Annotated in this window: 20 protein-coding genes; 3 read left to right on the top strand and 17 right to left on the bottom strand. The window is 58.5% G+C overall.

All coding sequences use genetic code 11. From position 1 onward, the window contains the following. Positions 1-42: 42 nt before the first annotated feature. The 8 genes from G7079_RS02980 to G7079_RS02950 form a co-directional block, all read right to left on the bottom strand. The gene (locus tag G7079_RS02980) at positions 43-690 is read right to left on the bottom strand and encodes a lysoplasmalogenase (protein WP_166055414.1); all 648 of its coding nucleotides are present in this window, start codon (positions 688-690) and stop codon (positions 43-45) included. A gap of 153 nt (positions 691-843) precedes the next feature. Continuing rightward, positions 844-2,043 carry a DUF3322 domain-containing protein gene (locus G7079_RS02975; RefSeq protein ID WP_166055412.1) on the bottom strand — a complete coding sequence of 400 codons (1,200 nt, stop codon included), beginning with the start codon at positions 2,041-2,043 and terminating at the stop codon, positions 844-846. Then, positions 2,030-5,338: an ATP-binding protein gene (locus G7079_RS02970; protein ID WP_166055410.1), complete on the bottom strand. Its 3,309-nt coding sequence runs from the start codon at positions 5,336-5,338 to the stop codon at positions 2,030-2,032. Before G7079_RS02970 ends, G7079_RS02975 begins: the two co-directional genes overlap by 14 nt. Then, the gene (locus G7079_RS02965) at positions 5,238-6,047 is read right to left on the bottom strand and encodes a DUF4194 domain-containing protein (RefSeq protein ID WP_166055408.1); all 810 of its coding nucleotides are present in this window, start codon (positions 6,045-6,047) and stop codon (positions 5,238-5,240) included. Before G7079_RS02965 ends, G7079_RS02970 begins: the two co-directional genes overlap by 101 nt. A gap of 1 nt (position 6,048) precedes the next feature. Further along, complete coding sequence (locus tag G7079_RS13460; protein WP_255453182.1) at positions 6,049-6,378, bottom strand: DUF3375 family protein; 330 nt, start codon at positions 6,376-6,378, stop codon at positions 6,049-6,051. Next, on the bottom strand, positions 6,326-7,540 hold the full coding sequence (locus G7079_RS02960; protein WP_206203236.1) for a DUF3375 family protein: 1,215 nt from the start codon (positions 7,538-7,540) through the stop codon (positions 6,326-6,328). Before G7079_RS02960 ends, G7079_RS13460 begins: the two co-directional genes overlap by 53 nt. A gap of 60 nt (positions 7,541-7,600) precedes the next feature. Further along, positions 7,601-8,245: a hypothetical protein gene (locus G7079_RS02955; protein WP_166055406.1), complete on the bottom strand. Its 645-nt coding sequence runs from the start codon at positions 8,243-8,245 to the stop codon at positions 7,601-7,603. 3 nt (positions 8,246-8,248) lie between these two features. Continuing rightward, a complete protein-coding gene (locus G7079_RS02950; protein WP_166055404.1) occupies positions 8,249-9,145 on the bottom strand; it encodes a WYL domain-containing protein in 897 nt (298 codons plus the stop codon). Positions 9,146-9,258: 113 nt separating this feature from the next. On the opposite strand from G7079_RS02950, the gene G7079_RS02945 reads away from it, so the two are divergent. Together G7079_RS02945 and G7079_RS02940 are read left to right on the top strand one after the other, a co-directional pair. Further along, positions 9,259-10,434: a metallohydrolase gene (locus tag G7079_RS02945; RefSeq protein WP_166055402.1), complete on the top strand. Its 1,176-nt coding sequence runs from the start codon at positions 9,259-9,261 to the stop codon at positions 10,432-10,434. A gap of 1 nt (position 10,435) precedes the next feature. Next, positions 10,436-12,685: a Mov34/MPN/PAD-1 family protein gene (locus G7079_RS02940; RefSeq protein WP_166055400.1), complete on the top strand. Its 2,250-nt coding sequence runs from the start codon at positions 10,436-10,438 to the stop codon at positions 12,683-12,685. Positions 12,686-12,816: 131 nt separating this feature from the next. Here G7079_RS02940 and G7079_RS02935 read toward each other — a convergent pair whose 3' ends face one another. From G7079_RS02935 to G7079_RS02905, 7 genes are all read right to left on the bottom strand, one after another. Beyond that, positions 12,817-13,170 carry a hypothetical protein gene (locus G7079_RS02935; RefSeq protein WP_166055398.1) on the bottom strand — a complete coding sequence of 118 codons (354 nt, stop codon included), beginning with the start codon at positions 13,168-13,170 and terminating at the stop codon, positions 12,817-12,819. Next, positions 13,163-14,845: a hypothetical protein gene (locus tag G7079_RS02930; protein WP_166055396.1), complete on the bottom strand. Its 1,683-nt coding sequence runs from the start codon at positions 14,843-14,845 to the stop codon at positions 13,163-13,165. The genes G7079_RS02935 and G7079_RS02930 overlap by 8 nt, the downstream gene beginning before the upstream one ends. Next, on the bottom strand, positions 14,842-16,584 hold the full coding sequence (locus tag G7079_RS02925) for a TnsD family Tn7-like transposition protein (protein WP_166055394.1): 1,743 nt from the start codon (positions 16,582-16,584) through the stop codon (positions 14,842-14,844). Before G7079_RS02925 ends, G7079_RS02930 begins: the two co-directional genes overlap by 4 nt. Continuing rightward, positions 16,581-18,194, bottom strand: a complete 1,614-nt coding sequence (locus G7079_RS02920; RefSeq protein WP_206203235.1) for an ATP-binding protein — start codon at positions 18,192-18,194, stop codon at positions 16,581-16,583. Before G7079_RS02920 ends, G7079_RS02925 begins: the two co-directional genes overlap by 4 nt. Further along, on the bottom strand, positions 18,181-20,385 hold the full coding sequence (locus G7079_RS02915; RefSeq protein ID WP_166055392.1) for a Mu transposase C-terminal domain-containing protein: 2,205 nt from the start codon (positions 20,383-20,385) through the stop codon (positions 18,181-18,183). Before G7079_RS02915 ends, G7079_RS02920 begins: the two co-directional genes overlap by 14 nt. Next, a complete protein-coding gene (locus G7079_RS02910; RefSeq protein ID WP_166055390.1) occupies positions 20,382-21,224 on the bottom strand; it encodes a TnsA endonuclease N-terminal domain-containing protein in 843 nt (280 codons plus the stop codon). Before G7079_RS02910 ends, G7079_RS02915 begins: the two co-directional genes overlap by 4 nt. A gap of 220 nt (positions 21,225-21,444) precedes the next feature. Further along, complete coding sequence (locus G7079_RS02905; RefSeq protein WP_166055388.1) at positions 21,445-21,723, bottom strand: DNA-binding protein; 279 nt, start codon at positions 21,721-21,723, stop codon at positions 21,445-21,447. 170 nt (positions 21,724-21,893) lie between these two features. On the opposite strand from G7079_RS02905, the gene G7079_RS02900 reads away from it, so the two are divergent. Continuing rightward, the gene (locus G7079_RS02900; RefSeq protein ID WP_166055386.1) at positions 21,894-22,217 is read left to right on the top strand and encodes a hypothetical protein; all 324 of its coding nucleotides are present in this window, start codon (positions 21,894-21,896) and stop codon (positions 22,215-22,217) included. Positions 22,218-23,227: 1,010 nt separating this feature from the next. Here G7079_RS02900 and G7079_RS02895 read toward each other — a convergent pair. Both G7079_RS02895 and G7079_RS02890 read right to left on the bottom strand, forming a co-directional pair. Further along, on the bottom strand, positions 23,228-23,908 hold the full coding sequence (locus tag G7079_RS02895; protein WP_166055384.1) for an ABC transporter ATP-binding protein: 681 nt from the start codon (positions 23,906-23,908) through the stop codon (positions 23,228-23,230). A gap of 20 nt (positions 23,909-23,928) precedes the next feature. Continuing rightward, positions 23,929-25,215, bottom strand: coding sequence for an HlyD family efflux transporter periplasmic adaptor subunit (locus tag G7079_RS02890; RefSeq protein ID WP_166055382.1), 1,287 nt, complete (start codon positions 25,213-25,215; stop codon positions 23,929-23,931). Positions 25,216-25,218 lie beyond the last annotated feature (3 nt).

Genomic DNA, 25,218 nt, shown 5'->3' with positions numbered 1-25,218 from the left:
CTAGGGCCCGGCAGGATGCCGGGCCTTTTTATTGGGCGATGCTCAGCGCTGCGTTGTCGCGGACGACGGCTGCACCGACAGGGCGATCAGCGCCTGCGCCAGCCAATACAGCATGAGCAGCAGCGCCTGCGCGGCGGTGAACGGCAGGGCGAAACGGTCGATGGCGAGGATGGCATCGGAAACGAGGAAACACGCACCACCGATGGCTGCACAGGCGGTCGCGGCATCGCGGCGGCGCCACCACACTGCAGCGGCTTGCGCGGCCATCGCGCCCAGCACCACCACGTAGACCACCACAGGCACGCGCAAATCCGCCGGCAGGTACGACCACAGCCATGCGAGCACGGCACAGGCCAGCGCCGCATATGAAACGAACGGCCACGCCGCTGCGAACAACGCTGCGCGCTGTCGATACGCATGCAGGTATGCGACATGACCGAACAGGAAACCGCCGAGACCCGCCATGAACGCGGCCTCGCCTTGCAGCATCAACAACACATCGCCCAGCAGGCCGAAGCACAGGCCGATCACGATGCCGCGGCGGTAACGCGACTCGTCTGCAGGCAGGCGCACGGCCAGCACGAGGATCGCCAACGTTGCCAGCGGCTTGCACGCGTAGAACAGCGGATGCAGTCCGGGCAGATAAAGGGCGAGGATCGCCAGGCACGCCAATGCGGCGATGCCGGCCAAGCGGATATTGGTGGAAAAGTGTGTATATGGGTAAAAAAGCTCTATCCCGAAACAAGCGCAAGTAGCTGATTCTTCGTCAGCACTGCTCTGGGTGAAAACTTAAAGTTCTATCCTGAATCCGCCTGTCACCAAAACTGCACGCGAAATAAAGTTCTATCCCAAATTCAAATCTGCTATGTCTCCACGACTGGATTTGCTGAATTCGCTCCCGAGTTCGTGCCAGACGAACAGAACAGAAGCAACTGTATCCAAGGGCAAGAATTCTTGCTCAAGCCTCCCCTTAGATAGACCGAGCAGATGGCGGTAGAAATCCTTCTCATGATCTGACAGTCCATCTGGGGGCTCCGAGCCGGCGCGGACCGGCTCCGGTACCGCGAGCGCAGACGCATGGAGATCGAACAAGGCACGCTCCATGAGCAAAGGCTGCAGGTGGGGCTGCAGACCGCGGGCACGCGCAAGCATATGCAGGCCCCAAGTATCCATATCACCCCAATATCCCAAATGGCGCTGGCACAACCAATCCGCGCGCAACCATGCGAGGTCGAGGCCAGAACCGAGGACGGCGATGGTGTCGGGCAGCGATGGCAGCAGGTGAAGGCACCGATCGTTTTCGATCAACAGGATGTGCCCGGCCAATAGCGGTGTCTGCATCAACTCACGGGCCCGTACACGCTGCTGGGCGAAGGGCAGCTGCCCCGCTGCCAGAGGCACGACCAGTAGCCAATGGTCACCCTCATCGGCGGCATCCAGAAAGCTGGTGAGACCAAGTTGAGACGCCTGACCCTCGAAGCGGATATCTAGCAGCGCGGTCACCAATCCGCGATTGCGTTCGATGAACTTGCTGTCGATGCCGGCAAGGGCGAGACCCCGCAGGGGACGGCCGGCCGCGATACCGGGCTCCAGTTCAAGGGTCAACGCGGTTGCTTGCACAACCTCTTCGTCGTTACGCTCACGCCACAGCCCGCGTTGCCGGATCAGAAGCGTGTGGAAGCTTGGGTCGGCGCGATCGAGCAGGTATCGAAGTCGTTGTAGTTCCATTTGCACTTGGGCATCGCCCGATGCCTGTGCCCATTCATCTGGCGAGGACAGCTGCCAATGCAGTGGCAGTGACACTGGCCCAGCGGCACTGCGGAAGACCGTGTCCTTCCATTGCACATCGCCCACGGTCACGGCCCGCCAAAGTGCGATGTGCTCGCGGACTTTGGCTGTTTGGTGCTTGAACAGCGTAGGCGACGGGCGACCTATCGGGATTTCCATCGGCCAGCTCTGCGGATTGAGCAGATAGTCTTCGCGCTTGTCGGCACTTTGCCATTGCCGGGTCAGGATGGTGGCGAGTTCGTCAGGCGACTTCAACATCATGCTCCTGCCGCTGAGCGCGGCTGAGCGCATGCGTTTCCAACGCCTCCCAGCTCAGCGAGGTCATGGTCGCCTGCGCGCCTCTGCGGTGGACGACGATGGCGGAACGGGTGTGTTCCCGTAGCAAGCGCAGTTCCTTGTTTGGTGTGACGAAGAGTGGGTGCAGGCCGAATTCCGCCAAGGCGCGGATGATGCGCCCGGCCACTGCCTGAGAACTCTTGGAGAAGGCCTCGTCGAGCACGATGGTGCCGAATAAGGGCCGCTGGCTGCCTGGTGGGCATAGGGCGTAGCTGAGCGAGGCGGTAAGCACGTAGCTGGCGATGATCTCCTTCTCACCGCCGCTGCCGCCCTGGGAGCTGGTGCGCTTCTCGATGATCTTGCCGCTGCCGCGTTCGATCACCAGAACAGCGAACTGCAGCCGGTAGCGGGGATCGAGCAGTGCCAGTGCACCGAGGGTCTTTCGCCGTTCCACGGCATCACGCAGCAGGCCGACCAAGTCTGCCAAGGCGCGGTAGTGGCTTTCGCCCAGGTCATCCTTGAGCTGGGCCGAACGCAGATGGGCGCGTGCCTGCCGCAGGGTACGCAGGCTCTCGTGCTCGACCCGCTGTGGTTCCAGGCGCAGGTAGCGACCGGGCTGGAAATCCACCCGCTCCAAGGTGGCGTTGAGGTCGGCTATGCGCTCCTCAATCACGGAGACTTCGCTGTCGATCTCGCTGAGCAGTTGGGTCACACCTTGATCGGAAGACTGGTTTAGGTAGGTGAGGAAACGGCTGAGTTTTTCGGGAAGCGCTTCTTCGTCCAGTACGTTCAGACGTTTGCGATAGGCCGGCACGTCCTGTAATTCTGTACCGACCTCGGACAATGCACCGGTGTCCGCTGCTTTCGCCTTGCCCATATCGCGAATGAGTTGCTGCTCAATGTGGTTTCGGCGGTCGGACAAGCGCTTGATTTGCTGTTGGAAGCGTCCGCTTTCATCGCGCTCCAAGTCGTCCAGTCCGGTCAGATCGTCGATCTGCGGGATTTTCAAGTGTTGGGTGGCCAGCGCTTTCTGGTTGTCATCCAATCCGCTGCCAATTCTCTTCCTGATGCGGTCCGCGGCGTCGTTCGCCTGCTCAATGGCTCGTTCTATCAACGTGATCTGCGTCTGCAGTTTTACCTGCTTCTCACGCAATTCTTCTGTGTTCTTCTTGGCAGCCTCCCATTCGATTCTTGCCTGCTCAAGATCTGATGCTGGCGCTGTCAACGCCTTCAGTTGCTGCGTCAACTGCTCGAGTTCTGCCTGCGCACCGGGGACATCAATGTCGTCAAAAATCGTATCTTTGATCCTATCCAGGAGCGATAAGCCTTGCCTTGTGGCTTCCACGAGCTCTTCGGCCTTAAGCATTTCGCCCTTTCTTTCCGCGTGCAGTTTCGTTGCTGCGGCGAGATCCTGTGCGAGACGCGCGAGCTGGTCGCGATTGTCGAAGCCGGTCATCCAGTCGCGTTCGAGCGGCTTCTGATCTTGCTTGTCGAAGTACCCACTGCGACCGGACATCAGCCCCTGTACGGTCATCGCATGCGGTGTTCGGTGCAACGTCTGGATGTCACCCACGCAATGCCGATCGATTCCGGTGAGCAAGCGCTTCAGTGCCTGGCGATGGGCATGCGGCTTGAAATTGAGTTTGCGGGTGAATCCATCGTCGAAAAATCTCACCTGATCATCAGGCGCATAAGCCTCGCGCAGGCGAACGTGCAGGCGGTTGTCGCGCGCATTGATCCAGTCCAGCGCGGCGGGGGAATACTCCGGGGAAACCAGCAGACGAAGGCGCTCACTACCGATGGCGCGCTCAATGGCGCCGCGCCAATGCGCTTGTTCCGACTGGACTTCGACCAACTCGGCAACGAAGGGTACGGCATCTTCACCTACGCCAAGATGCTCTGCGAGCAGACCGCGGAAACGCTGTTGTTCGACCGGAATATTCGAGCCAGGACGCTGCTCAGCGTCGTGCAATTCCTGCTTCAGGCGGTCACGTTCGACGAGCAGAACCTGCTGTTTCGCACCGATTTCCCATGCAGCCTGCTTTTGCTCACTCCAGCGCCCGGTTTCTTCGGTTCGCCGCTTTTCGATCGTTGCCTGGTTGGATTGCAGCGAGGCAAGAGTAAGCGTCTGATCCAGACCTAGGCCGGCTGCCCATGCTTGGTAGCTCGCAGCCTGGCGTTCACGTCGTTCAAGCTTCCCTTCCTGAGTACTGATGTGTCGGCGCAGATCTTCGATTCGCTGTCCACCTGCCTGCAGATAGATCACCTGCAGTGCCTGTTCCTTGGCCTGACCCAGCATCAGTTCACCGGATAATGTGTCGGCCTGCTGTTGTAGTTCGATCCGTTTGGCCTTTTCGGCAGCGGCCCGACTTTCCCACAGTGCGATGGCGTGCTCGCCAAACCAAGTTGGAAGCAAAGCCAATAGCTGGTTGTGTTCGTCCAGCTTGGAGGTCGTTTCTTGGTGTTCGCACCATCCCTTCTCAATCGGCGCTAGTGTGTCGCGCTGTTTGCGAGCGGTCTCAAGCTCCTGCCGGATACCAGCCAGAGTGTCGAATTCATTGGTGACAGCGCGGGCGCTGTCAAAAGCGGAGTGATCGTCCAGCACCAGTTCGCGGAACACTGTGTCGATGCTGTTGAGCTGCTTTAGCCCAGCAGCGCGATTGAGTAGGGCGAAGGCGTTTGCGGAAACTTCAAAGTGGTCGCGCAAGCGCGCGAGGAATGACTTCTTGTCTTCGTAAATTTTCAACCCAGGCGAATGGCGCTCGAGTTCCTTCAATACCCTTGCTCCGCCATCGCGGTGGGCTTCCAGCCATTCGTCCAAAGCTGGGGTATCGCTCTGACAGAATATCCAGCGGCGTTTGAGGTCGGTCGTTGCAGAACTGGTGCCATCGAACCAGAACAAACCGCCGATGCGCAGCACTGCTTCGCCGTCGCTGAAACGCGCGGCGATCGCAGTAACGACCGGGCCTGGGCGGGCAATGTGTTCGTTGGTATCGCTGTCGTTGCCGGCGCCGGATACGCCACGGACATACGACACCAGGTCGCGATCACTTTCATGCCCCCCGGTGGAGGCCAGGTTGTAGCGGGGACTGGCGACCAGCAAGGTCATCAGTGCGTCAACCAACGTAGTTTTGCCGCTGCCGGTAGGGCCGATGATCGCGGTGCCGGCCAGATCAATCTGCGCGCTGTGGCGACCACCGAAAGCACCCCAGTCGTAGAGGTCCAGATGCGTGAGTACGTAGCTGCCGGAAGCCAGCGCAGGTAAATTCCTCATTCATCCGCCCCTCGACCGTTGTCGGATTGATATCGCCATCGCCGGTAGCCTCGCGCAGCGCTTGCACCAGATTGGTGAGGTTTTCGGGATTGGCCAGGTGAGCGATGATCGGGCGTATCGTCACCCGCTCCTGCTGATCGACGTCCGAGACGATGCCGTGCCCTTTGAGCTGCTCAAGCAGCGTCAACAGACGTTTTCTTTCTTGGGCGTCGCTACCCAGGTCACCCAGATAAGCCTGCAGGTGTGGAATAAGATCGTCGAGTGCGACTCGGGCATCGCCTGCGCCGACACCGGATTCCACCTCATGGGCGACGAATTGCTGGCGCAGAATTGCGACTAGCAGCGATTGTTCCAGAGTCAGGCGCAGTCGGCGCACCAGTGGATGCGACCATTCGTCATCGTCCCGGTCGGGCGCTGCGGCCACAACAATGAACGCCAAGCCGCGGATATCATCGATACGCAGTGCCAGCTCCAGCCAGCCCAGCACCCGATCCACTTCATCCTGATGCAACAGCGCGTTGCGGTAGAGATTGGGCTTGCTGGCCTCCTCCAAGAGCCCGTACTTCATCAGCTCCAGGATCGTGGCCCGTACCGCTGTGACCACATGAGTCTGCTCGGATGTCTTCGCGCTCCCATTGGCGGAATCGCCGGTGTCGCATCCGCCGGAGCTGGCCACGGTCGGGTCGATATCTTCAGTGCCGGCAGTCATGTCAGGGTTCCCATTCGAAGTTCTCGAACATCGCCGGGTCGAGCACGAGCAACGGCACATGGAAGCGTAGGTTCTGATCGTCTCGGGTGGTGAGATCCAGAGTTTCGCGCTCTTCGCCGATGGTGCAGTCCGCTTCCCGCGCTAAGCCAAGCCATACGGCGAGGGACTCCAGGTCGTGCGTTGGAGGCAGCCGCTGCGCTAAGCCGGCTAGACTCAGTGGCTGGTTGCTGCTGTGTATCGTTTCCACGGTATCGCGCACCAACGCTTCTCGGTCGAGGCTATCCAGCGAAGACCAGAACTCCTCGTCGATCTGGTCGATGTCGCCGGCCATGCGCTGCAGATCCAGATCGCGTAGTGCCTGCTGGTCCAGAGATTTGAAGCGCAGCCGTTCTACCAAGGGCAGGCCGCCACAAGCGACGGCCAGAGGCGGCAGGTGTCGGCTGTCGGCGTATCGAAGTAATACTCCAGTCCACAGCCTGGGCATGGCGAAAGACCTCGTTAAGCAGTTGACCGACTCGATGATGTTCAGCTGCCAGACCTGTACGAAGAAAACTGCGGACATCGCGTTCGCTGCGCGAGCGTGCACGAATGACCGAAGCCGACTCCTTGACCAAGCGCATCACCAACCATCGCAGATCGGTCTGTTGTGACATGGTCAACGCGACGCTGGCTTGTGAGTGCTGCAGAATGATGCGCAACCGGCGCTTCATTGCCTCCAGCTCAACTTCGTGTTGCAACTGCTGATGGAATGCTTGGAATACCCGACCCTCGACGGTTTCGAGCAATGTGTCGTGGCCATCAAGCAGGGTGTCGACGACCGCACCGCGGTGGTGGCCCTCATTGACGATGGCGTGACGTAGGTGCAGGTCAGCGTCGCGCCAGGAATCCTCTACCCGGCGAAAATCTGCGCGCAGGCTAGTCGCCAGTGCATAGAGCTCGCGAATCCCCTCGGCCGCTTCCTTGATGTCAGCGACCTCGATCCGGCCGGCTTCGGCTTCTTCCAATTCCCGCTGCAGACCGACGATCTGCCGGCGCAAGTGTTCAGCCCGGCTCTGCGGGTCGGGATTCAATCGCGCTTCTAAGCGTTCAATTTCGCGTTGAACGACCGCCAGTCGCGAGGCTGTGGAGGTCATGATGCGGCTGCCCAACGCCTTCACGAATCGCAGTGCGGTTTCCAACGCATCGGTAGCGTACAACCGCCCCTCGCGTTCGACTACCAGAGCACGTCGGATCCAGGTGCGCAGTTCCTTGCGCGCCAGCGTGGAAGTGTCGCCGTTAATTTCAAACTCGCTCAGTCCGGCATGCCCGGCCAATAAATCGGCTAGCGCTTGTTGAGCATCGTCATAATCGACGCCGTCCTGACTTTCCTCGAATAGCGCCTGCAGACAACTCAGCACGAGCGGCGCTCTGCGCCCGGCCAGCAACTGCCAGGCAGGATTCTGCTGGCGGGCCAGAATGTATGACTCGGTGCGCTCCTGACTGTTGACGCTCATCCCCTACTCTTCACGTTCCGCTTTCATCTTTGATCGTCTTGCTGATCGAATCGCTCTGCTTCACGTATTTGCCCCGCCCGGCTTTGAGGCGGCCTGCGCAATTACGGTAGTAATGAATCTTTCTGCATGATGAACCGCAGATTGCCTAGCAAGGAGGAACTGCGCAGCAACGATCACCATGAAGATCGACCACGAGGCAAGGCTCGGCATCTGGAAAATGCCGAGACCGCCGAGGACGAAGAAATTAAGCACGCAGGTGCAAGCATAGTCCCGTGCAAAGAGCCAATTTCGATTTAGGTGGCGAACGGCCTGCGTCTCCTGCTCCTGCTGGTAGATGCGATACCAAAGTGCGTTCTGCTTATACGGATCGTTCGGTAAGGGCGACCATTTGGCTTGCACGGCCCGCATGTCAATTCGGGGATCTCGGGCAGCGTAATGGGAGAAGGCCCGGGAACCTGGCAGCGGGTCGCCCCAGCGCAGAAAAATGATTCGCGCCTTCTGCAGTGGGGTGAGTTGCGCGTTGATAATTCCGCAAAGTGCCACGGCAAGGCCACTTGGAAGCAGCTCCGCAAGGTGGGCAAGCGCGGTGTTTAACCGGATTTCGGCCAAGCTCAACCCCTTGACGAGCCCGTAGTAGAGGACGAGGTTCGCTGCAAGTGCGGCGAACAGCTGCCATCGATAGGAATCTTTGAGGGACGCAGCCATCGATCAATCACCAGTGTTGGAAGGCCGCAGTTCCGGGATCAAGGGAACCAAGTCCTCCCGGTTGAGCAAAATGACTTGTTTTTCATTGCCAGGAAGACCATCGGTCTGGCGATGTAATCCCAATCGGCGCAAAAGATAGTAGGCAAGGCATTGACGCGTTTCGATCGCGAGGCCACCGTCCTGCATGCCGTAGTCAAGCTCAATGGCCTTGCGCTGGCCGGCAGCCAATCTTGGGTTTGGGCCGATCTCGATGGTGATCCTGCGCTCCCACTCGGAATCCTTCTCCGGGACGGGTAGCGAGGGGGTTATCTCGGAATGGTCGAGAATGCGCGCAAACACGAAATCGCAAAAATTCTCGCGCTTGTGACAGTAGGCACGCACATGCCAGCGGTAGCCGTCGTATGCCAGCGCACGCGGACTGATCGCTCGCCGACTGGGCTCGGGCCGGCTCATGGACTGATAGGTAATTTCGAGCGTGGAGCGGAAGTGGATCGCGTGCAGCACTGAGCGAAGGAGTTCCGGCGAAACCAGTCTCGTCGGATGCTTGACGATTGCGGTCGTTGGCGGTTCGCCGAGGAAGCTGATGTCGGGCGGGATGGTGCTGGTAGTGAGCGCATAAAGCTCAGCGAGGTAGCGACCACTCGTGGGGTCAACCAGCAATGGCTTGAACTCAGGTGTTGCGACGTAGGCCTTTTCGGTGCGGTCGTAGACCGTGTTGAGCGGCGCTTGCGCTTGGTATTCGGCAAGGTCAAGCGATGCCTGCGGAACCGAGATACCGAAAAAGTCGGTGAGCGATGACCGATTGACCCGGCCAACCCAGTAAAGGCGCGAGTCAATGAACTCGAGGCGTCGATCCTGCCCCCAACGACCTCGCCGATTTTGGCTTGAGAGATCCGCCATCTCAGCAACCGGTGAGAACGAGGATAATAGATATACGCATATTAACTATTCCCGTCTAATCATTGTACTTATACTACCACGCGGCCCCCTGATCCGGCCGGCGAAGAGTCCCTATGACCCCCACGCTCAGCTTCTTCCCGGTCGGCAACGGCGACATGGCGTTGCTCCGACTGCTCGACGGCACGACGTTCTTGATCGACTGCAACATCCGCAAGGCCGCCGACGATCCGGCGGACAAGGAGACCCGGGACGTCGCCAAGGACTTGCGGGCGCGGCTGCCGCGGGACGCCAATGGCCGTCCTTACGTCGATGCTTTCCTGCTCAGCCACCCGGACAAGGATCACTGCTCAGGCCTGTGCACCCACTTCCAGCTGGGCGCGCTGGAAGATTACGGCGACGACGGCAAACCCGATGCCGAAAAGAAGATTGTGATCCGAGAGATGTGGTCCTCGCCCATCGTCTTCCGTCGCGCACACAAGATCCACCATGTCCTTTGCGACGATGCGAAGGCTTGGGCCGCGGAGGCGCGCCGCCGGGTCAAGCACTTTCGGAACAACGGCTGGGCCGGAGAAGGCGATCGCATCCTGATCCTGGGCGAGGACAAGGATGGCAAGACCGACGGGCTTGAAGCGATCCTCATCCGCAGTGGCGAGCGTTTCTCCAAGGTTAACGGTGTATCCAGCAGCTATTTCTCCGCCCATCTGCTTGCGCCGAGCTTGGTGTGCGACGACGATGAAGAAGACGAGCTGCGCGCGAAGAACCAGTCCAGCGTGATTCTCAATTTCGAGATTGCGGCTACCGCAGTAGGCATGAACCAGTACCGCTTCCTTACGGCAGGCGATGCCGAAGTCGCCATTTGGGAACGGTTGTGGGATCGCTACAAGGACGAGCCTGAGGTGCTGGCCTACGACATCCTCGAAACGCCGCATCATTGCTCTTGGCACGTGTTCTCCTACGACAGCTGGTCGGACTGCGGCGAAGACGCCGAGGTGTCGGAGAAGGCCCGTTCGGCCCTAGGGCAGGCCCGGCATGGCGCGAAGATCATCGCGAGCAGCAAGCCCATCCGTGATGACGATGGCGACCCACCTTGCACACGTGCCAAGCGCGAATACGAGAGCATCCTCGATCCGGTTTTCGGCAAGTTCTTGTGCACGGGCGAGACGCCCTTCACCTGGGCGCCAGCCCCAATCGACATCGAGATCCAAGCGGCCGGCCCCAAGGTACGCGCGGTGGAAGCCGCCACGGCGGCGGCAGCAACTGCCGCCGCCGCGGCCCCGCGGGCGGGATGAGATGGTCGTCTTTCTTGATTGGGGCGAGCGGATAGAACACATTCCCAACGAGCAGGTGAACCCCCAGCTCCTGGGACTGCTGCACGCATGCCAACAGCATCCGCATTTCAGGGTAGTCGAGTTGCGCCAACTCGACGCGCCCCTTCCACATGTGGGCATCGTGGTCGAGGCGGGTGACGGCACGATCGCACCTCGAAATGACGCGAAGATTCTTCCCCGTGAGCGTCTCTGCCTGACATTTCGATCCGATCAGAGCGTGCCCGCCGAGGTGCGAGCAATTCGGGCCGACTTCCCCGATGTGATCCATCTGCACGGCGTCGCCGCAGGCCAGCCAGCGTCGTTGTGTCTTTACGAGAACTGGGGTTTCGAAGAGCGGCGATGGACGCCGCAAAAACACTTGGATCGCATCCTGTGGTGGCTGCGCTGCACGGCTGACGGCACGCTTCATGCGCAAGATCAGGCGCTGGAACAGCTGTTCTACGCCACTGAATTCACCGTTGTGCTTCCTGCCGAGTTCAATGAGAGGTCGGCCGAGGATCTTGGCGTCATTTACTGTCATCAAGTCCAAGGAGGAAACGGACACACCTATTTCATCGCATCGACCACAAAGCCGGACGATCCAGCATCGACCATCCAGCCTTTGGTTGTCGATCTCGCACCCGTAGGCAACATACCAATCCAGCGCCCGCCCGGAACGCTGGGCGCGCTGGCAGATCAACTCGCGCAGATGGGATTGGAGTTTCAGGGCCCGTTTGAGGCAGCGTTCAGAAGGCAGTTTCGCCTCACTGGGAACGGAGGGGGAGGAAACGGAAGCTTGCTGCTTATCGTGCGCATTCCCCGCACGCGTGATGGAAAGACTGAGCGGCTGGATTGCCGTGGATTTCTAATCGCGGAGAAGTTCGAGAACGTTGGGATCAAGCTTGGCGTACTCTTCCGTCCGGTACCGGGTGGTCCAGTTTCCGTAGCAGAGGATCTCGCGATTGGTGGCGCAACGCTCTCGCCGGAGACGGTCTGGCGCTCTGTCCCGCTTATCTTGACGGATCTGCGGCCTATGCCAAGCAGGCAGTTCGCGCGCGCCCTGTCAGGTGTGACCCAGGAAGATGCCGATTTCACGGGCGTTTTGGCTGGCGTCGGATCGTTGGGTGGCGTGTTGGCCGATATCTGGGCGCGCGAAGCCTGGGGACGCTGGAGCTTCATCGATCCCGACGACCTGGCCCCTCACAATCTAGTTCGCCACATCGCGCCCGCAGGTGCCGTCTGTTTTCCGAAGGTGCAGGTCGTCAGTGTGCATGCCTCGTGCACCTTGGGGGTAGGCCAAGTACGGCCGCCGGCAATCGTTGCGCGCGCGAACGACTTGGCAAATCCCGATGTGGCGAAATCCCTTCGCGATGCCCAGTTGCTCGTCGATGCCACTACGACGATCGAAGTTCCCAGAGACTGGTCGGAACAAAAAGATCTGCCCCGGAGCGCGTCAGTGTTCTTCACCTACTCCGGGATGAGTGCTGTTCTTTTACTTGAGGACGAGAAGCGACAGGTCAGACTTTCCGCGCTGGAAGCCCAGTATTACCGAGCAATCCTCAATGAGCCTTGGGGCGAGAAGCACTTGGAGAGATCAAAGGAAGTGCGCGTTGGCGCAGGCTGTCGCGACCATAGCCTGGCGTTGCCCTTCGAACTTGTCGAGACTCATGCGGCCCAACTGGCTAGGCGACTCCGCAAGTCGGTGGCGTCCGGCGATGGGGCTATTCGGGTCTGGACTTTGGATGACGACACGGGCTCTCTTTCGGCAGCATCGGTCGAGGTCCACCCGGTCAGGGAATTTGTGCGCGGAGACTGGCAGGTCCGGTGGGATGCGGGGGTGGAGGCAAAGCTTCATGCGATGCGCGATGCCTGTCTGCCTTCCGAGACCGGCGGAGTCTTGGTGGGCGTGATCGATCAAAAACTACGCACGATCACAATCGTAGATGCGTCCGACGCGCCACCTGATAGTTCGGCGGATGCGACCAGCTTCGTCCGCGGCGAGGGCGGGCAAGACTATGTGTCCCGCTGTGAGAACCTGACCGGCGGCATGGTGAGCTATATCGGCGAGTGGCACTCACACCCGGCAGGGCATACATCAGACCCAAGCGGCACGGACATCGTCCTGCTGGCGACGCTCGCCAGTCGATTGGCGTCAGATGGCATTCCGGCGCTAATGATGATTGTGTCCAAGCGCGATGTCGGCGTATCCCTCGGAGAAATTCGCCTGTCTTAATCAGGCCGGCCATTCTTTCAATTATTTGGCGCGCCCCGAGGGACTACCCCGTTCTTCCGACGGAAGATGCACGCTCGCGGCCTCATGTGTCGAGACGAATAAACCTGCTCACCATTTGAAATCAGCTGAATTCAGTAAAAATCCGTCGCGCATTGTAGATAGATATCGTAGGCCTCGCGGCATGCGGCTTCATCCACCTTCTGTGGTCGGACATGGTCCTTCTTCGCGATTTTCATGGCGACTGGGTACCAGGACCGAAACTCCTCGAATTCCAGTCCTGGCCCATAACGCGCTGCTACGTACTCTGGATTCGGCGCTTCTCCATCGATCGAAAGCTCCCTCAGCAATGAAACCGTCTGGTCGGCAATATGCGCCACCGCGCCAGGATCTCCCCTGGTTTGCGCATACACGACGGCCCAGACCATCTGCTCTCGCCCGGACATCTCGTACCAACGGAATCGGGTATTGAACGACTGCTCAATCATGTGGGTCTCCTCCGTAGGAAGTTGGGTATGCATCGACTGATTGCTCGTCATCGCGCATTAGCCCCAATTTTTCGACCAAGCGACTCGCCCATGCCTTTCCATACTTCTCAAAGTCCTCTCTAGGCATGATAGCTTTTGGCAACCGTTGGCAATGGCAGTGACTTGCAAGCTCCTCTTCGACTTTCGATGACCAATAACCACTGGCGTCAACCCAGCCATCGAGCATCTTTCGAACCGCCATTTCCATCTGGCCTGATGTGACGTCTGCTTCAAAGCGCATCGACATTAACGACAGGGCCGCGATACCTGATCGTTCTACGTCGATCAGAATGACCGGCAAGCTCCGTGGATTCCTAATAGTCACGACCATGGCAACCCGAGGTTTCGAGTCGACGATAGAGACCACACGCCCCTGCTTTAGCGGCACCAACCCCATGGAGAACTGCGCGTCTGGCAACGCATCTCGCATGTGCCTGACAGTTTCATCCAACGCCTCGAGGTCCCCCATGCTGGCCCATGGCACCGGTGACATGGTCTTGAACTCCAGCGGCGGAAGCGTCGCAGCGGCCGCTCGCTCACCCATTGTTGCCTGAATGACGCGCGGGGTTTTGGGTGTAGGAGCCTTCTTCTCAGCCGGTTTCTGCTTCTCGCCCTTGCGCTCTACCTCCTTTCTTTCCTTTACGACTTTCACGTGGTTGTCGAAGGATCTAGGACGATTCCCCAGATCAAGCACTTGGGCGCCCTTATAGCTACTACTTCCGCTCTCTCCGTCATCAACGTCGTAGCTGTTCTCGGCAGGCTTCCCACTACTTCCTTCAGGTTTCGATTTCTCGGCACCGTGACCAGGACTACCTTCCGTACCAACCTTAATGACCTTCTTGAACTGTGGGTGCGTGTATTCAAGTGTTCGCACCGGCAGTGTCCGCCCGCCGATGTAGTTCAACTCAAGCACGAGCCACTGGTTACCGAATCGGAATCCACGAAACGCCCATACCGAATTCCGAATGGACGGCGGCTCAAACAGGACATAGCTTTGCCCTTGGGAGAGACGCAGAACACTATCCCAGGATCGCCGTGCGTTCTCGTCAAGCGCGATCCACGCGATATTTTTCGCCAGTTCATGGCCGATTGCACTTTGTGGCATGGCCCGCGTGAACTGAAGTTTCGCCACGTCCCGCGACCCGGGTGCCATAGGAGCGTACAGCTGCTCCAGTCCCGCTGGGCGCATCAGCGCCAACGCCAAGGCCCTGTTATGCAGGAAGAGGAAGCGCACCAGTTCTACCGCTGGAATCAAGACATTTCCTTTCGCGGTCCGATAGCGAAATAGACGCTGCTTTCCCGCCTTCCCTTCCGGCAAGGGATAGAGCTCTGGTGGCAGTTCATCCGACGTGATGACTTCCGGATTTCCGACGTCCTGGATGATAGTTTCGACAAGTTCGCCCGGCAGATCGTCGACCATCAACTGGCCATGGCGATCAAACCATGTTCCCAGGCTCAGGAGTGGAAGCATCCCGATAGGATCAAGTGACGGAAACAATTGACCGGTGTCCTTGTTTCGATAGACCGTTCTCACTTTCCACTCGTTCATTTCATTGAGTACCAGGCCTGCCAACCAGAAGACTTCGGCAGAGCCCTCAACGAGCTTGGATATCCATTTGAAAAACATCTTTTTCATGCTGCCCGCCGCTGCGTCACACCGAGGTATTCATCAACTAGCCCCTTGGCGAGCTCGGCATATTCGGTACCTAGGCCTGCTTTGCGCAGGACCTGCCATGCAACGAGTCGTGCGTCGGCTTTGGCCATCTCGTCGATCGCCCAAGCAATTCGCCGGCGCCGGAACACGTTGACGGTTTCAACAACCCCTTTGAGACGGCGCATCGCTTTCGGCAACTTTTCAGCGCGTTTGCTCAGCCACCCACGATTCCAACACCGACGTTCAATCTGCAGCGTTGTGACACGAACCAGTGGCACGAGGCCGCGAATCTCTCGTGCCGCCCGAGAAATCTTGGCGCTGACCTGTTCATCGCGTGAGCTCCAATCCACGCGCACCGCTAGCGCCACTGCTTTGGCTTTACCGCTACCCTTCGGCGGCGCGGATACCACGGGAGGCCGGATTTTCAACTCTCGCTTGGGGACAGCGCGAGCTTTCCAGACAGTGTCAATCCCCAGTTCTTCTACCAGTTTGACGACGGTCTTCGGATCAATTTCCAGCCGACGCGCCACGGCACGTAGCGAATATCCCTCACGAACCAACCCGCGCAAAGCCGGTACCAAGCTCGGGCCATACGTCTGAAACCGTGGAGGTCCAAGGCCCCTGTCACCACCGAAGTGGCTTCGGGTATACGTATAGCCGCAAGCGCATTGGAAGACACCGACCTGATGGCCGCGATTTCGATGCACCTCAACCCTGGCGACCGTCGGCCGCCCCTTGTGCTCGGCCAAGGGACTCAGGCAGGGCCACGGCCCGTTGCCAAAAGGGTCAGTACGCACTTCCTGATGATCAAGGAAGTCTTGCACCAGAAGATGGTGGAGCGGATGGAATGCTTTGCGATGCTTTCTCACGATGGCAGCCAGCCAACCCTGGCTTTCTCCACGACCAAGGAACAGCCGTGAGAGCTCCGGGAGGACAGTTTTATGGTGAAAATTGAACTGCTCCCGCAAACGGCGTTGATCGACTCGCTGCATTGAGTACGAGCATCCGAGCCTGCCAATGTTGAGTCGGTAGTACTGCGTCCACGCTCGACAAGATTTGGCTGGCCCTGGATTCTCCAGCGCATTTCGACTGATCTGGGCCAAGCGCTGTAGATCCGACATCACTTGCTGGTCAAGGTTGCGGACCATCATCGGTGCGTCGCTTGAGAAAACTCTCCGATCAGCGGCAACAAATTCATGTCGCCCACGCTCTACCAGCGATACGGTGCTCACCTGCAGGGAGCACCCATGGTCTGCGCAAACGAGCGCGCCGGGCAGCTGATGGTCACGACGCCAGTAGCATTCTCCGTACATGGACAGCATGTCCTGCTGGCATAACCGACAGAATCTTAGTTTGGTGATGTGCTGGACACCGAAGGCAGCCATGCCAAGCCGTGTCATGAGGCAGTTGCTTGCGCCCCGAATCACCGAACGCCGCGCGAGCCTCCTGACGGCAGCCGACTGATACGCGGTGTAGTACGGCAGCAAGGTCAGTTCGTCGACGATACGGTCGGCCGTCCAACCCGCAGTTGTCGGTAGTCGATCGGCTAACGCCTGAATGTGGCCAGGCAGATCCAAGCTCGCCACAATGAGCCTGCGACCAAAGAGAGCCTCCATGGTGTGGCTAGACGAAGGCGTCCCCGTGTGGCGGTGATACCTCGCCAAGACGCTGTACAGCAACTCCTTCGGATAGATTTCTGGGAAATAGGCAAGTGTCGTCATGCCGCGAAATCCAGCATGGGTGGACGCACGACCCCAGCTTCAAGAAGTGCCGCATACGCGCTCTGTTTGTTGTCGCGTCCGGCCTGCACAAGAACACGCAAGTCATTTGCGGGCCGTTGCTCGTTCTGCTGCGGTGTTGGCTTTGGCTTCTTTTGCTTCGGCGGACTGGCGGTCAATATTTTGGCAACGTGCGTCATCAGTACCAACGGATCGCCTGATGGATCCTTTGCCAATGCCTCGTCAACCAGCTTCCGAGCCACATCTTGCGCAACCCCGAGCGTCAACAATGACGATATCAACAGCGCGTCAGTCGATCCATTCGAAGTATCCTGAACTGTGTCCGAGGTTGGTTGTGCGCTGGGTTGCGATGACTCCTGGGCCTGTCCACCCAGCGCACGCCCTAACACCAAGCCAACATGATCGCTGAGTGCGCGAAGATCGTCGCACTTGGCCAAGTACTCTTTATCATTTACGCGTAGGGCCTCGATCATCGGCGCCACAATGGCGAACTCTTCCTTGGCCACGGTCCGAAGCAGTTTGCTTGTCAGCGTTTCAGACACGCTCGCGCGCATTTCGCTGATACTCACCAGCCGAAGCTGAGCCAGCATGAAGAGCTTGACCGCCAGGTCTGCGATCCCCTGGCTTTCGTCATACAGCGTCGCGTTCAGCTCGTTGCTTATCTCGGTATACAGTTTGGTCCACTGAAACTTCCAAAACTTCTTCACGAACTGATCCCAAACGGGACCAGGTTCCATGCGATCCCAAAGGAGGGATCCGAGGCCTGTCGACCTCCTCGCGTGACTAAAGCTCCTCTGCAGGAGGGGTAACGCGCCGAAGGTTCCAACGGGAATAACCGGAACGCCAATGGTGTTGACCAACTTCACCAGAAACTTCATCAACTGTTCGGCGCCAACCTTCGCGCCACGCAAGTTCTGAATCTCGTCGATGACCAGAACGCCAAGTGCGTGCAAGTGCGCCATGTGCACCAGCATTTGTTCCACCGATGCCCCAATGGTGTAACGCTTGACGTAGTCGGTATCAATCAGGGTATCGATGGCTTCAAAGAAGTCGAGGCACAGTTGCTTCAAAGAACCCAAAGCAGGCGCCTCCAAGCGCAGCCACACGATCTGAACGAGGCTGAATGGCTTGTCGTGACGGATCGTTTGCGGGTACAGGCCCAACGTACGATTCACTGATAATGTCTTGCCAACCCCCGGGCAGCCCAAAAGCGCAAAGCTACTCGCAGTGTTTTCTACGGGTTGAGATACCTTGACATCCAAAGATCGTCCCTCAATGCGCTCAAAGCCGTTCTGCAAGTGCTTCAGGTAGTCATGCTTCAAGGGATTTCGACCTATGTACCCTTGTCGCAGCAGCAATGCGAAGCGATCCGCCAAGTCCACCTGTCGCGCCTGCGGCAGGAAGCATTTATCGAGCCTTGCGATACAGTGCTTTCGCAAATAAGACGGGTAATTTCGTTCCTTTTCGTGAAAAGCCGGCTCTGCCAACAACTCTGCGTAGATCCCTTTTTGCGGCATGAGATCAGGAAGCGACGCAATGAACGGATTCCCCGCGTACTCGGGCAACGTCGTGACGGCTTCAGGCATCTTCATCGGCGCCTCCCAAGATTTCGTCAATGGTGGGCAGGCTGTAATCTGTTTCCTGCTGCACCGCGTTGCCTGGGAACTGAATCACTTCAGCGCTGGGTTTCTCCTGTCTATCTGATGTCTGACCAGGCCTGAAGGCTTCTCCCTCCCGGTTGGCAGCTTTCTCCTTAGCGCGATTTTCTCGAATACGATTGGTCTGACTGGCCGCGCTGGCCTGACTGGGCTTGCCGCGCCGTTGCTTGGCCTGCTCAATGACTTCCTCGTTTGCGGCATCCGTGTCTGCCTTTGCAAGAATGGCGTCTGTCCGGCGATTCGCTTGTCCGTGCTTGTCGCGCTGATCGATTTGATCGATTTCCCACGAGGAAAGGTGTTGATCTGCACGGCTGCGATCCGTCAGCGTGCACACCGAGAACCCCATGCGCGACCCCGGGGTGTGCAGATAGATCGTGTCCACGTCGCGCGGGTCGTACGACACTGTGACTCTCCATCGGCCATCCTGACGTGCCTTATCGAACCAGCGCTCTTCGATCGCCAGCGGGCACGTGTAAAACCGTCCACGAAACGCGATACCGGTGGTCGTCACCGACGCGCTGTCCGTCGGCATCAAACTGAACTGGACGAGTTCCTCCGGATAGGTGCGTAGGGCGCCGGATCGATGGCGAATGCCCCAGTCCCATAGCTCGGCGGGAATTGCCGGCACACCGTCCACCTTGACATCACGGTCGAAATCGTAGGTCGTGATTTCGTGCACGTTGTTGTAGTGAAGTACGCAATTGATGATGATTTTCATGAAATCATCAAGGTTCAGCACTGCATCGAGGCGATAATCATGGCCGCCACGCTGTCGGTAATCGACATCGATATAGCCTGGCGTGTATGGCTTGAATGCCGCCGGCAGCAGCCTGAATCGAGACTCGACGATGCCCTTCCAGTCAGCGCGATAGGAGCTCGTGTTCTCCACCTTCACGTTGAAACTGTTGATGAGCGTATCGACCTTGTCGCTTTCCATTTCTCCACGATCGCCCAAGAAGATTCCCGGCAAATGGTGGCAAGGCCAATCTTCTGGCTCGATGGGAATGCCGTACTTGGCGCAGAAAGCCACTTTGTCCATTGCGGTATTGGCAAGCGCCATCATCGCCGCCACCCACGAAGGCCCTTCCAATCCGACATACAAACCAACAATCATGCGACTGAAGACATCGATCACGATGTAGAGCACTGGGCGCCCAATGATCAGGTTGGGGTCCAGCCTCGACACCAAAAAGACGTCGGCAATCGTGGCATCGATCTGATACCTGCTGCCTGGCCCCATGACCTCGGCATTCGAGGTACCCAGCAAGCCACGCATGTCCTTGTCATAGAGCTTTGGACCCATCCGCTTGCGTTTGATTTCAAGGCGTAGATGGTCCTTGTCCGACCAGTAGACGAATTGATCGATCGTCGGGAGACCACCTTGTGCTTCGACTTCCTCCTTTTTGAGGTGCACGATTCGCCCCGTATCAGTGTCGATACTCTTGACCGAAAAGAAATCTCGAATCAGTGCATTGAACGCACCTTTCAGCGTGTGCTTGCCATTTTTTGTAGTTGCGTAATATCGGTCGAACGCAACCGAGAACAACCGTCGAATCTCAGACGTCACGTTGATACCGACCTGAATGCCGTATTTGCGAGGTCGCCCTCGCTTCTTGTCACCCGCTTTTTTGATCTTGCCCCGACCGCCGCATTTGTCGTAGTCGGGTAGCAACGCGTTTGCGGTCATCCCGCGCTGCCAATAGCGGCGCAGATATCCATAGATCAACGCCTTCGTCGTGCGCTTGATAGCCCAGTTCTCGCCTTTCCTGGCCTCGTTGACAGTGTCCTGCACCAAGGCGCCACGACGATTTGCGTTGAAGATGTCGGGCGTGTTTTCGACCAAAGGCTGAATCAGACTCCACGCCCGATCACGCTTACGTTTGTTGCTGTCTTTCAGCTTGTTCTCCACGACGATGACCTGGTAGGGATCGTCCACAACCAATCGGATTTCCAGAGCTCGAAGTCTGTTCTCGAGTGATTCCACTGGAACCAGGACCGGAAATGCCTTCTCGTCCGCAACCCGAAACAAGGCCGCCGTTCCGTGATCCGGGGAAAGCCACACCACGCGCACGAGATCTCCGGTCTCAGGGTCCAGGTCCAAGAGGTCCGCAAGTTTCAGGATCATGCCCGGGCCCCCATTTGCTGCTGCTCGTGGGTCGCAAGGCGAAGCGCACTTACCGGACTCTTGGTCGAAAACTCAACATCCAGGTCGAGTCCGAGGCGCTTGTTCGCCGCCAGATGCCGAAGCACCGTCATAGGCTCGCCATCGCGAAACTCACAGTGCTGCTCGAGATACGACAACAGGTCATGGACCAAGCCCCCATGTGTGCGGGTCAGGACGCCGATGAACCGATCACACCGGTCTTTCCAATAATCCGGGTGCTTGGTCTGCAATTGATCGAGTGATCGCATCTCATGCAGCCACGCCAGGTTGAGAATTCGACGCTTCGGTAGATCCTTATCCGTGACCAAAAACCAGGGGACCTTTTTCAGTTGCCAATAGCGGCGCTCGAGCTCCAGCTTGTCTAGCGTTCTGGCATCGTCGAGTTCCGCTGCAGGTTTTACCGAGTAAGCGGCGAGTCCTTTCTGCATCGCTCTCCTGATGTCCACGAGGAAGTCCGTGGTCATCACGATGTCCGTCTGCGTTCGTGTGTCACGCGGATGCTGAATGCCCATTTGGCGGGCTATATCTCGGGTGACCTCACGATCCAGCGGATACTGCTCGCGCATGTCAACGACGGACGTTGACCAATCGAGCATGTGAAACAGACCGGTCTCGAGGTCTGACAAAAGATGATGCGATCGGTCCGTCTTAAAGCTGTAGACGCGCGTCACCCTGCCATTCGATGCGACGTCCTGGATGGTCAGCCACGGCAGGTAGTCCTTGCCCTGACCTGTTCCACGCCCCTCCTTCTGGAAACGGGCGATCTTGGCCTCGTCGAAGCCATATCGGTGCTTGGCCATGCCTCACCTCGCATCGAGGCGAGGGGCAATTCTCGGTAATGGACACATAGGTCTGCCTCTCTCTGGGGGATGAAATCCAATCCCTCGGGAGGCTTGACACGAATGTTGGAGACAAATAGAGTCCCTACCAAGCCCGCCAGCTTGATTTCATGCTTTGCCAAGAAGCCGCCCCTAGCCGGGCGGTTTTCTTATGCCCGAGTTTTTTCGCACACTGGCGAAATCAGCGCATGGCGTCCTCCGCAGTTTCGATTCGTTGAGACGCCTGCCGATTGACGGCGTCAATATCGGCAACGGAGCCGATCACTCCAGGCTTCAACCCAAGGCGTACAGCAATTGCGTGCGATTTCCCTCGCAGGCAGCGCTTACGGCCGGCAAGCACCTGATACACCAGTTGCGCCGGAAAGCCATGGATATGGGCCCACTGGCGGATCGATACCCCATGCCGGGCGAATTCCTGGCGCGCTTCCTCAAGCCGCGAAGCGGATATCTCTGTATCCATAGCTGTCTCGAAAGTTCACGATTGCATACTTATGGTATCTTTTTAGCCCAGTTGGTTCAGCTTGGCAACCTCGGAGATCTAACCGTGAGTTTTGGACGCCGCCTACGAGCGCAACGGGAAGCACGTCGACTCACCCAAGAGCAGTTCGCGTCGTGGGGGGTGTCAAACGGGTGACTCAGCACCTGTATGAGCAGGATGTGCGTGTCCCAGATCTCAACTACCTGCTCCGCCTACAGGATCGTGGCGTGGATATCAGCCAGTTGGTTCTGCAGCAGACGTCCGCATTCTTCAGTCGACCTGGCGCTGCACTCGACGTGTGTGCGGCCGCGTTCAAGACGGTCGATGAGTTCGCGCGCGACGCGTCCGGTGATCCGCTTCCCTACCCGGAGCGGGAGCGATTCTTCCGGTTTCTTTGTTCGGCGTTAATGCAGGAGGGTTCGAACGAGTCAACCGTCGCGATCAAGGAACATCTCCTCAAGCTGATGAGCGCATGAATCCAGTTACCTACCCACCATCCTTCCTCCGCCTGGATGCACTACTTCGACGGCTTACCATCGCATTAGGCAACTGGCTGGATGCCATTTTCTCTGGCGTTTGGTGGTGGCATGCACGTCGCCACTGGGCAGAAAGACGCCTCGCTCAGAGTCTCGAAGATACTGGGAACAAATCGTTGGAAACGCGTTGGCACACCGAGCGCTGCCGACGACTGCAGTTTGCCGTGATGTACTGGCGAATTGCGCCCGCGTCAGTTAGGCCAATTGTCCGAGCTGCCTACGACGCAGGACTGCCATTAGCCGATATTCGGCTGACCGTGCTCAACATTGACTTGCGAGAACGTAACGGCACCATAATTCTCCGTCGATCCACCCTTGCTCGTGCAATGTCCGCCACCTTCGCGACAGTCGTGGGTTTGCATTGGTTATTGATGTACTGCCTCGCCATTACGGCGCCAGGACCAAGTTGGCTAAAGGCACTCGTGATTGTCGGCATATGCGCTGTCTATGCGATGTTGTACCGCAGCTGGAACTTGTACGCTTATCGCGCTTTGGCAGCCATCGACAGGTCTGGGACGGAGCTCGATCGGATCATTGCCGACGCACCATATACGGACACGACAAATGTTTCACCGATGACAGGTCGATAGGCCATGTGCGTGCTTGGCCGCTTCGACCTTGAACTCCTCCGGATAACGCTTGCTGCTCATATCCACCTCCGTCATAGCCGTAATGTACGGCTTGGAGATGGCTACAAATCCCAGGGAAGTTCAAAGTTCCAGTTCAAGGAAACCTGACTTGCGCGCCAGAAAAGACAACTTCTGTTGTCATTTCGCTGGATTTCCGCTTCAAGTCGATAAGACTTGCGGTAAGCGGTATACAGCCTTGGAAGCTCAGCTCTGTAGAGCAGTTTGATTGGGCCGTACCTTTCTCAGCTTATCTAGCCTGGAAATCCTCAGCGCATGTTCAACTTTCTAGTTACTGCTAACAGCGGCGCTTGACGGGGAAGGTTACGGTTGGGCCACGGGCAGAGGGAAAATCCTGCCGTCTTGCATGTGGATGCGCCGGCCGGCGAGGTTGGCACAACGATCCGAGTGGGTGACCATGAGAACCGTCCCGCCGTTTCGATGAACATTGACCAGCAGATTCATCACTGCGTCGCCGCTGCTGGAATCCAGGTTGCCGGTGGGCTCGTCGGCGAGGATCAAGCGCGGGTTTCCGACTAGGGCACGGGCAATCGCCACGCGCTGCTGCTGGCCGCCAGAGAGCTGCGTGGGTCGATGATCCATGCGTTGCTCCATGCCCACCTGCTCCAACGCCTTGGCGGCACGGGCCATACGCTCGCGCTTCGATACGCCGCGAAACTCCAGAGGCAGGGCCACGTTTTCGCGTGCCGTGAGCTCATCGATCAGGTTGAATGCCTGGAAGATGAAGCCGATCTCGCGATTGCGGATTTGTGCACGCTGGCTGGCGGACAGGCTTCCGATTTCGTGCCCGGCAAGCCTGTATGAGCCGCCGCTGGTCCGGTCGAGCAAGCCAAGTACGCTGAGCAGCGTGGATTTCCCGCAGCCTGATGCGCCGGTGATGGCGATGAACTCTCCTTTTTCGACGAGCAGGTCGATGCCACGCAGGGCATGTGTCTCGACCGTATCCGTGCGGAAAACGCGCGTGATGCCGTTCAGTGCGATCATGGATGCTCTTTCGGTAGAGATTATTGCAATCGGAAGATGGGAGGGTTGTTCCAGTCGGCCAGATTCGACAGCACGACTCGGTCGCCTTTCTTCAGCCCACTAACGATCTCGATGCGATCCGACGACGCCCGCCCATAGCGCACAGAAACCCGTTCAGCGCGGTCGTCGCTGCCAATCCGGTACAGCGTTCCTGTCGAGTCCGGCCGTGCTTCAGGAGGGCGTGGAATCGTCAGCACGTTAGCGATGCGGTCGATCTGGATGGTGCCAGCGATCCCAAGCGCGGGGCGTGCTTCCGGCGGTAGCGCTCCATCCGGTTCGACGAGCACTTCTACTGCAGCGTTCTGCACGCCGGGTACGATGCGCACGATGTGGCCAGGCAAGGAGGCGCTGCGAAGATCGATAAGCGCCTTCATCCCCGACACAAGATCCTTGGCTTGCGCTTCTGGCACGCTGAGCTTGGCCCATAGCGGCGATGTCTGCACGATCAGCCCGAGTGACGAACCGGCCGCCGCCTGCTTGCCCTCGGTAGCCTCAATCGATTGCACCACACCGTCGATGCCGGCGCGCATGCGCAGCGCCTCGACCTGTCGTTCCCTCTGTACGACCGCCCGACGTAACTGTGCAATCCGCGCCGTGCCCGATTCGATCTGCTCGCCCACGTTGCGGCGCAGGCCGGCAAGTCGGCGTGCTCCGATTTGCAGCTGTTCGGTCAATGCTTCAAGTCGCTGCTGCGTCTGCATGTACTGGAGAGCGGATATCAACTTTGGTTCCACCAGCTTCGCTTCGCGTTCGGCCTGCAGCTTGGTGTAACCGTGGTCGGCGCTCAGGGTGGCGAGTGACGATTCGAGATCCATCACCTGGCCCTCCAGCGTGAGGCGCTTGGATGCTTCGTCGGACGCCGCCGCTGCCAGTGCGGACTGGGCGTCGGAGAGAAGATCTAGCAGTTCGGGATTGCTCATTTCCAATACTACGTCATCGGCCTTGACCCGGGTACCGGGCTGCGCCACCACGCGTTCCACGGTGGCGCTCGATTGTGCGGTGAGCCAGCGCTGCACCTTGGGCGTCAGAACCCCGGTTCCCCGCACAGTGCGCTCGAAGTCGCCGAAGCGCACGGTGTCGATCCACAGCCGGTCGACAGCTATGCGCGGGACACCGAGTGAAAGCCAGCGATACGCCGCAATACCAGCCAGGAATAGGAGGATGAGGGCGACTATCGCATACATGACCTGCCGTCTGCGGCGCTGCGGATGATCCAGGCGCGCGACATCCATCTGCCCGATGACGAATGGATCGTCTGGTTTGTTCAAGTC

It is taken from the genome of Thermomonas sp. HDW16 (genome assembly GCF_011302915.1).
GTDB lineage: Bacteria > Pseudomonadota > Gammaproteobacteria > Xanthomonadales > Xanthomonadaceae > Thermomonas.
This window is presented reverse-complemented; position numbering and strand designations above follow the sequence as displayed.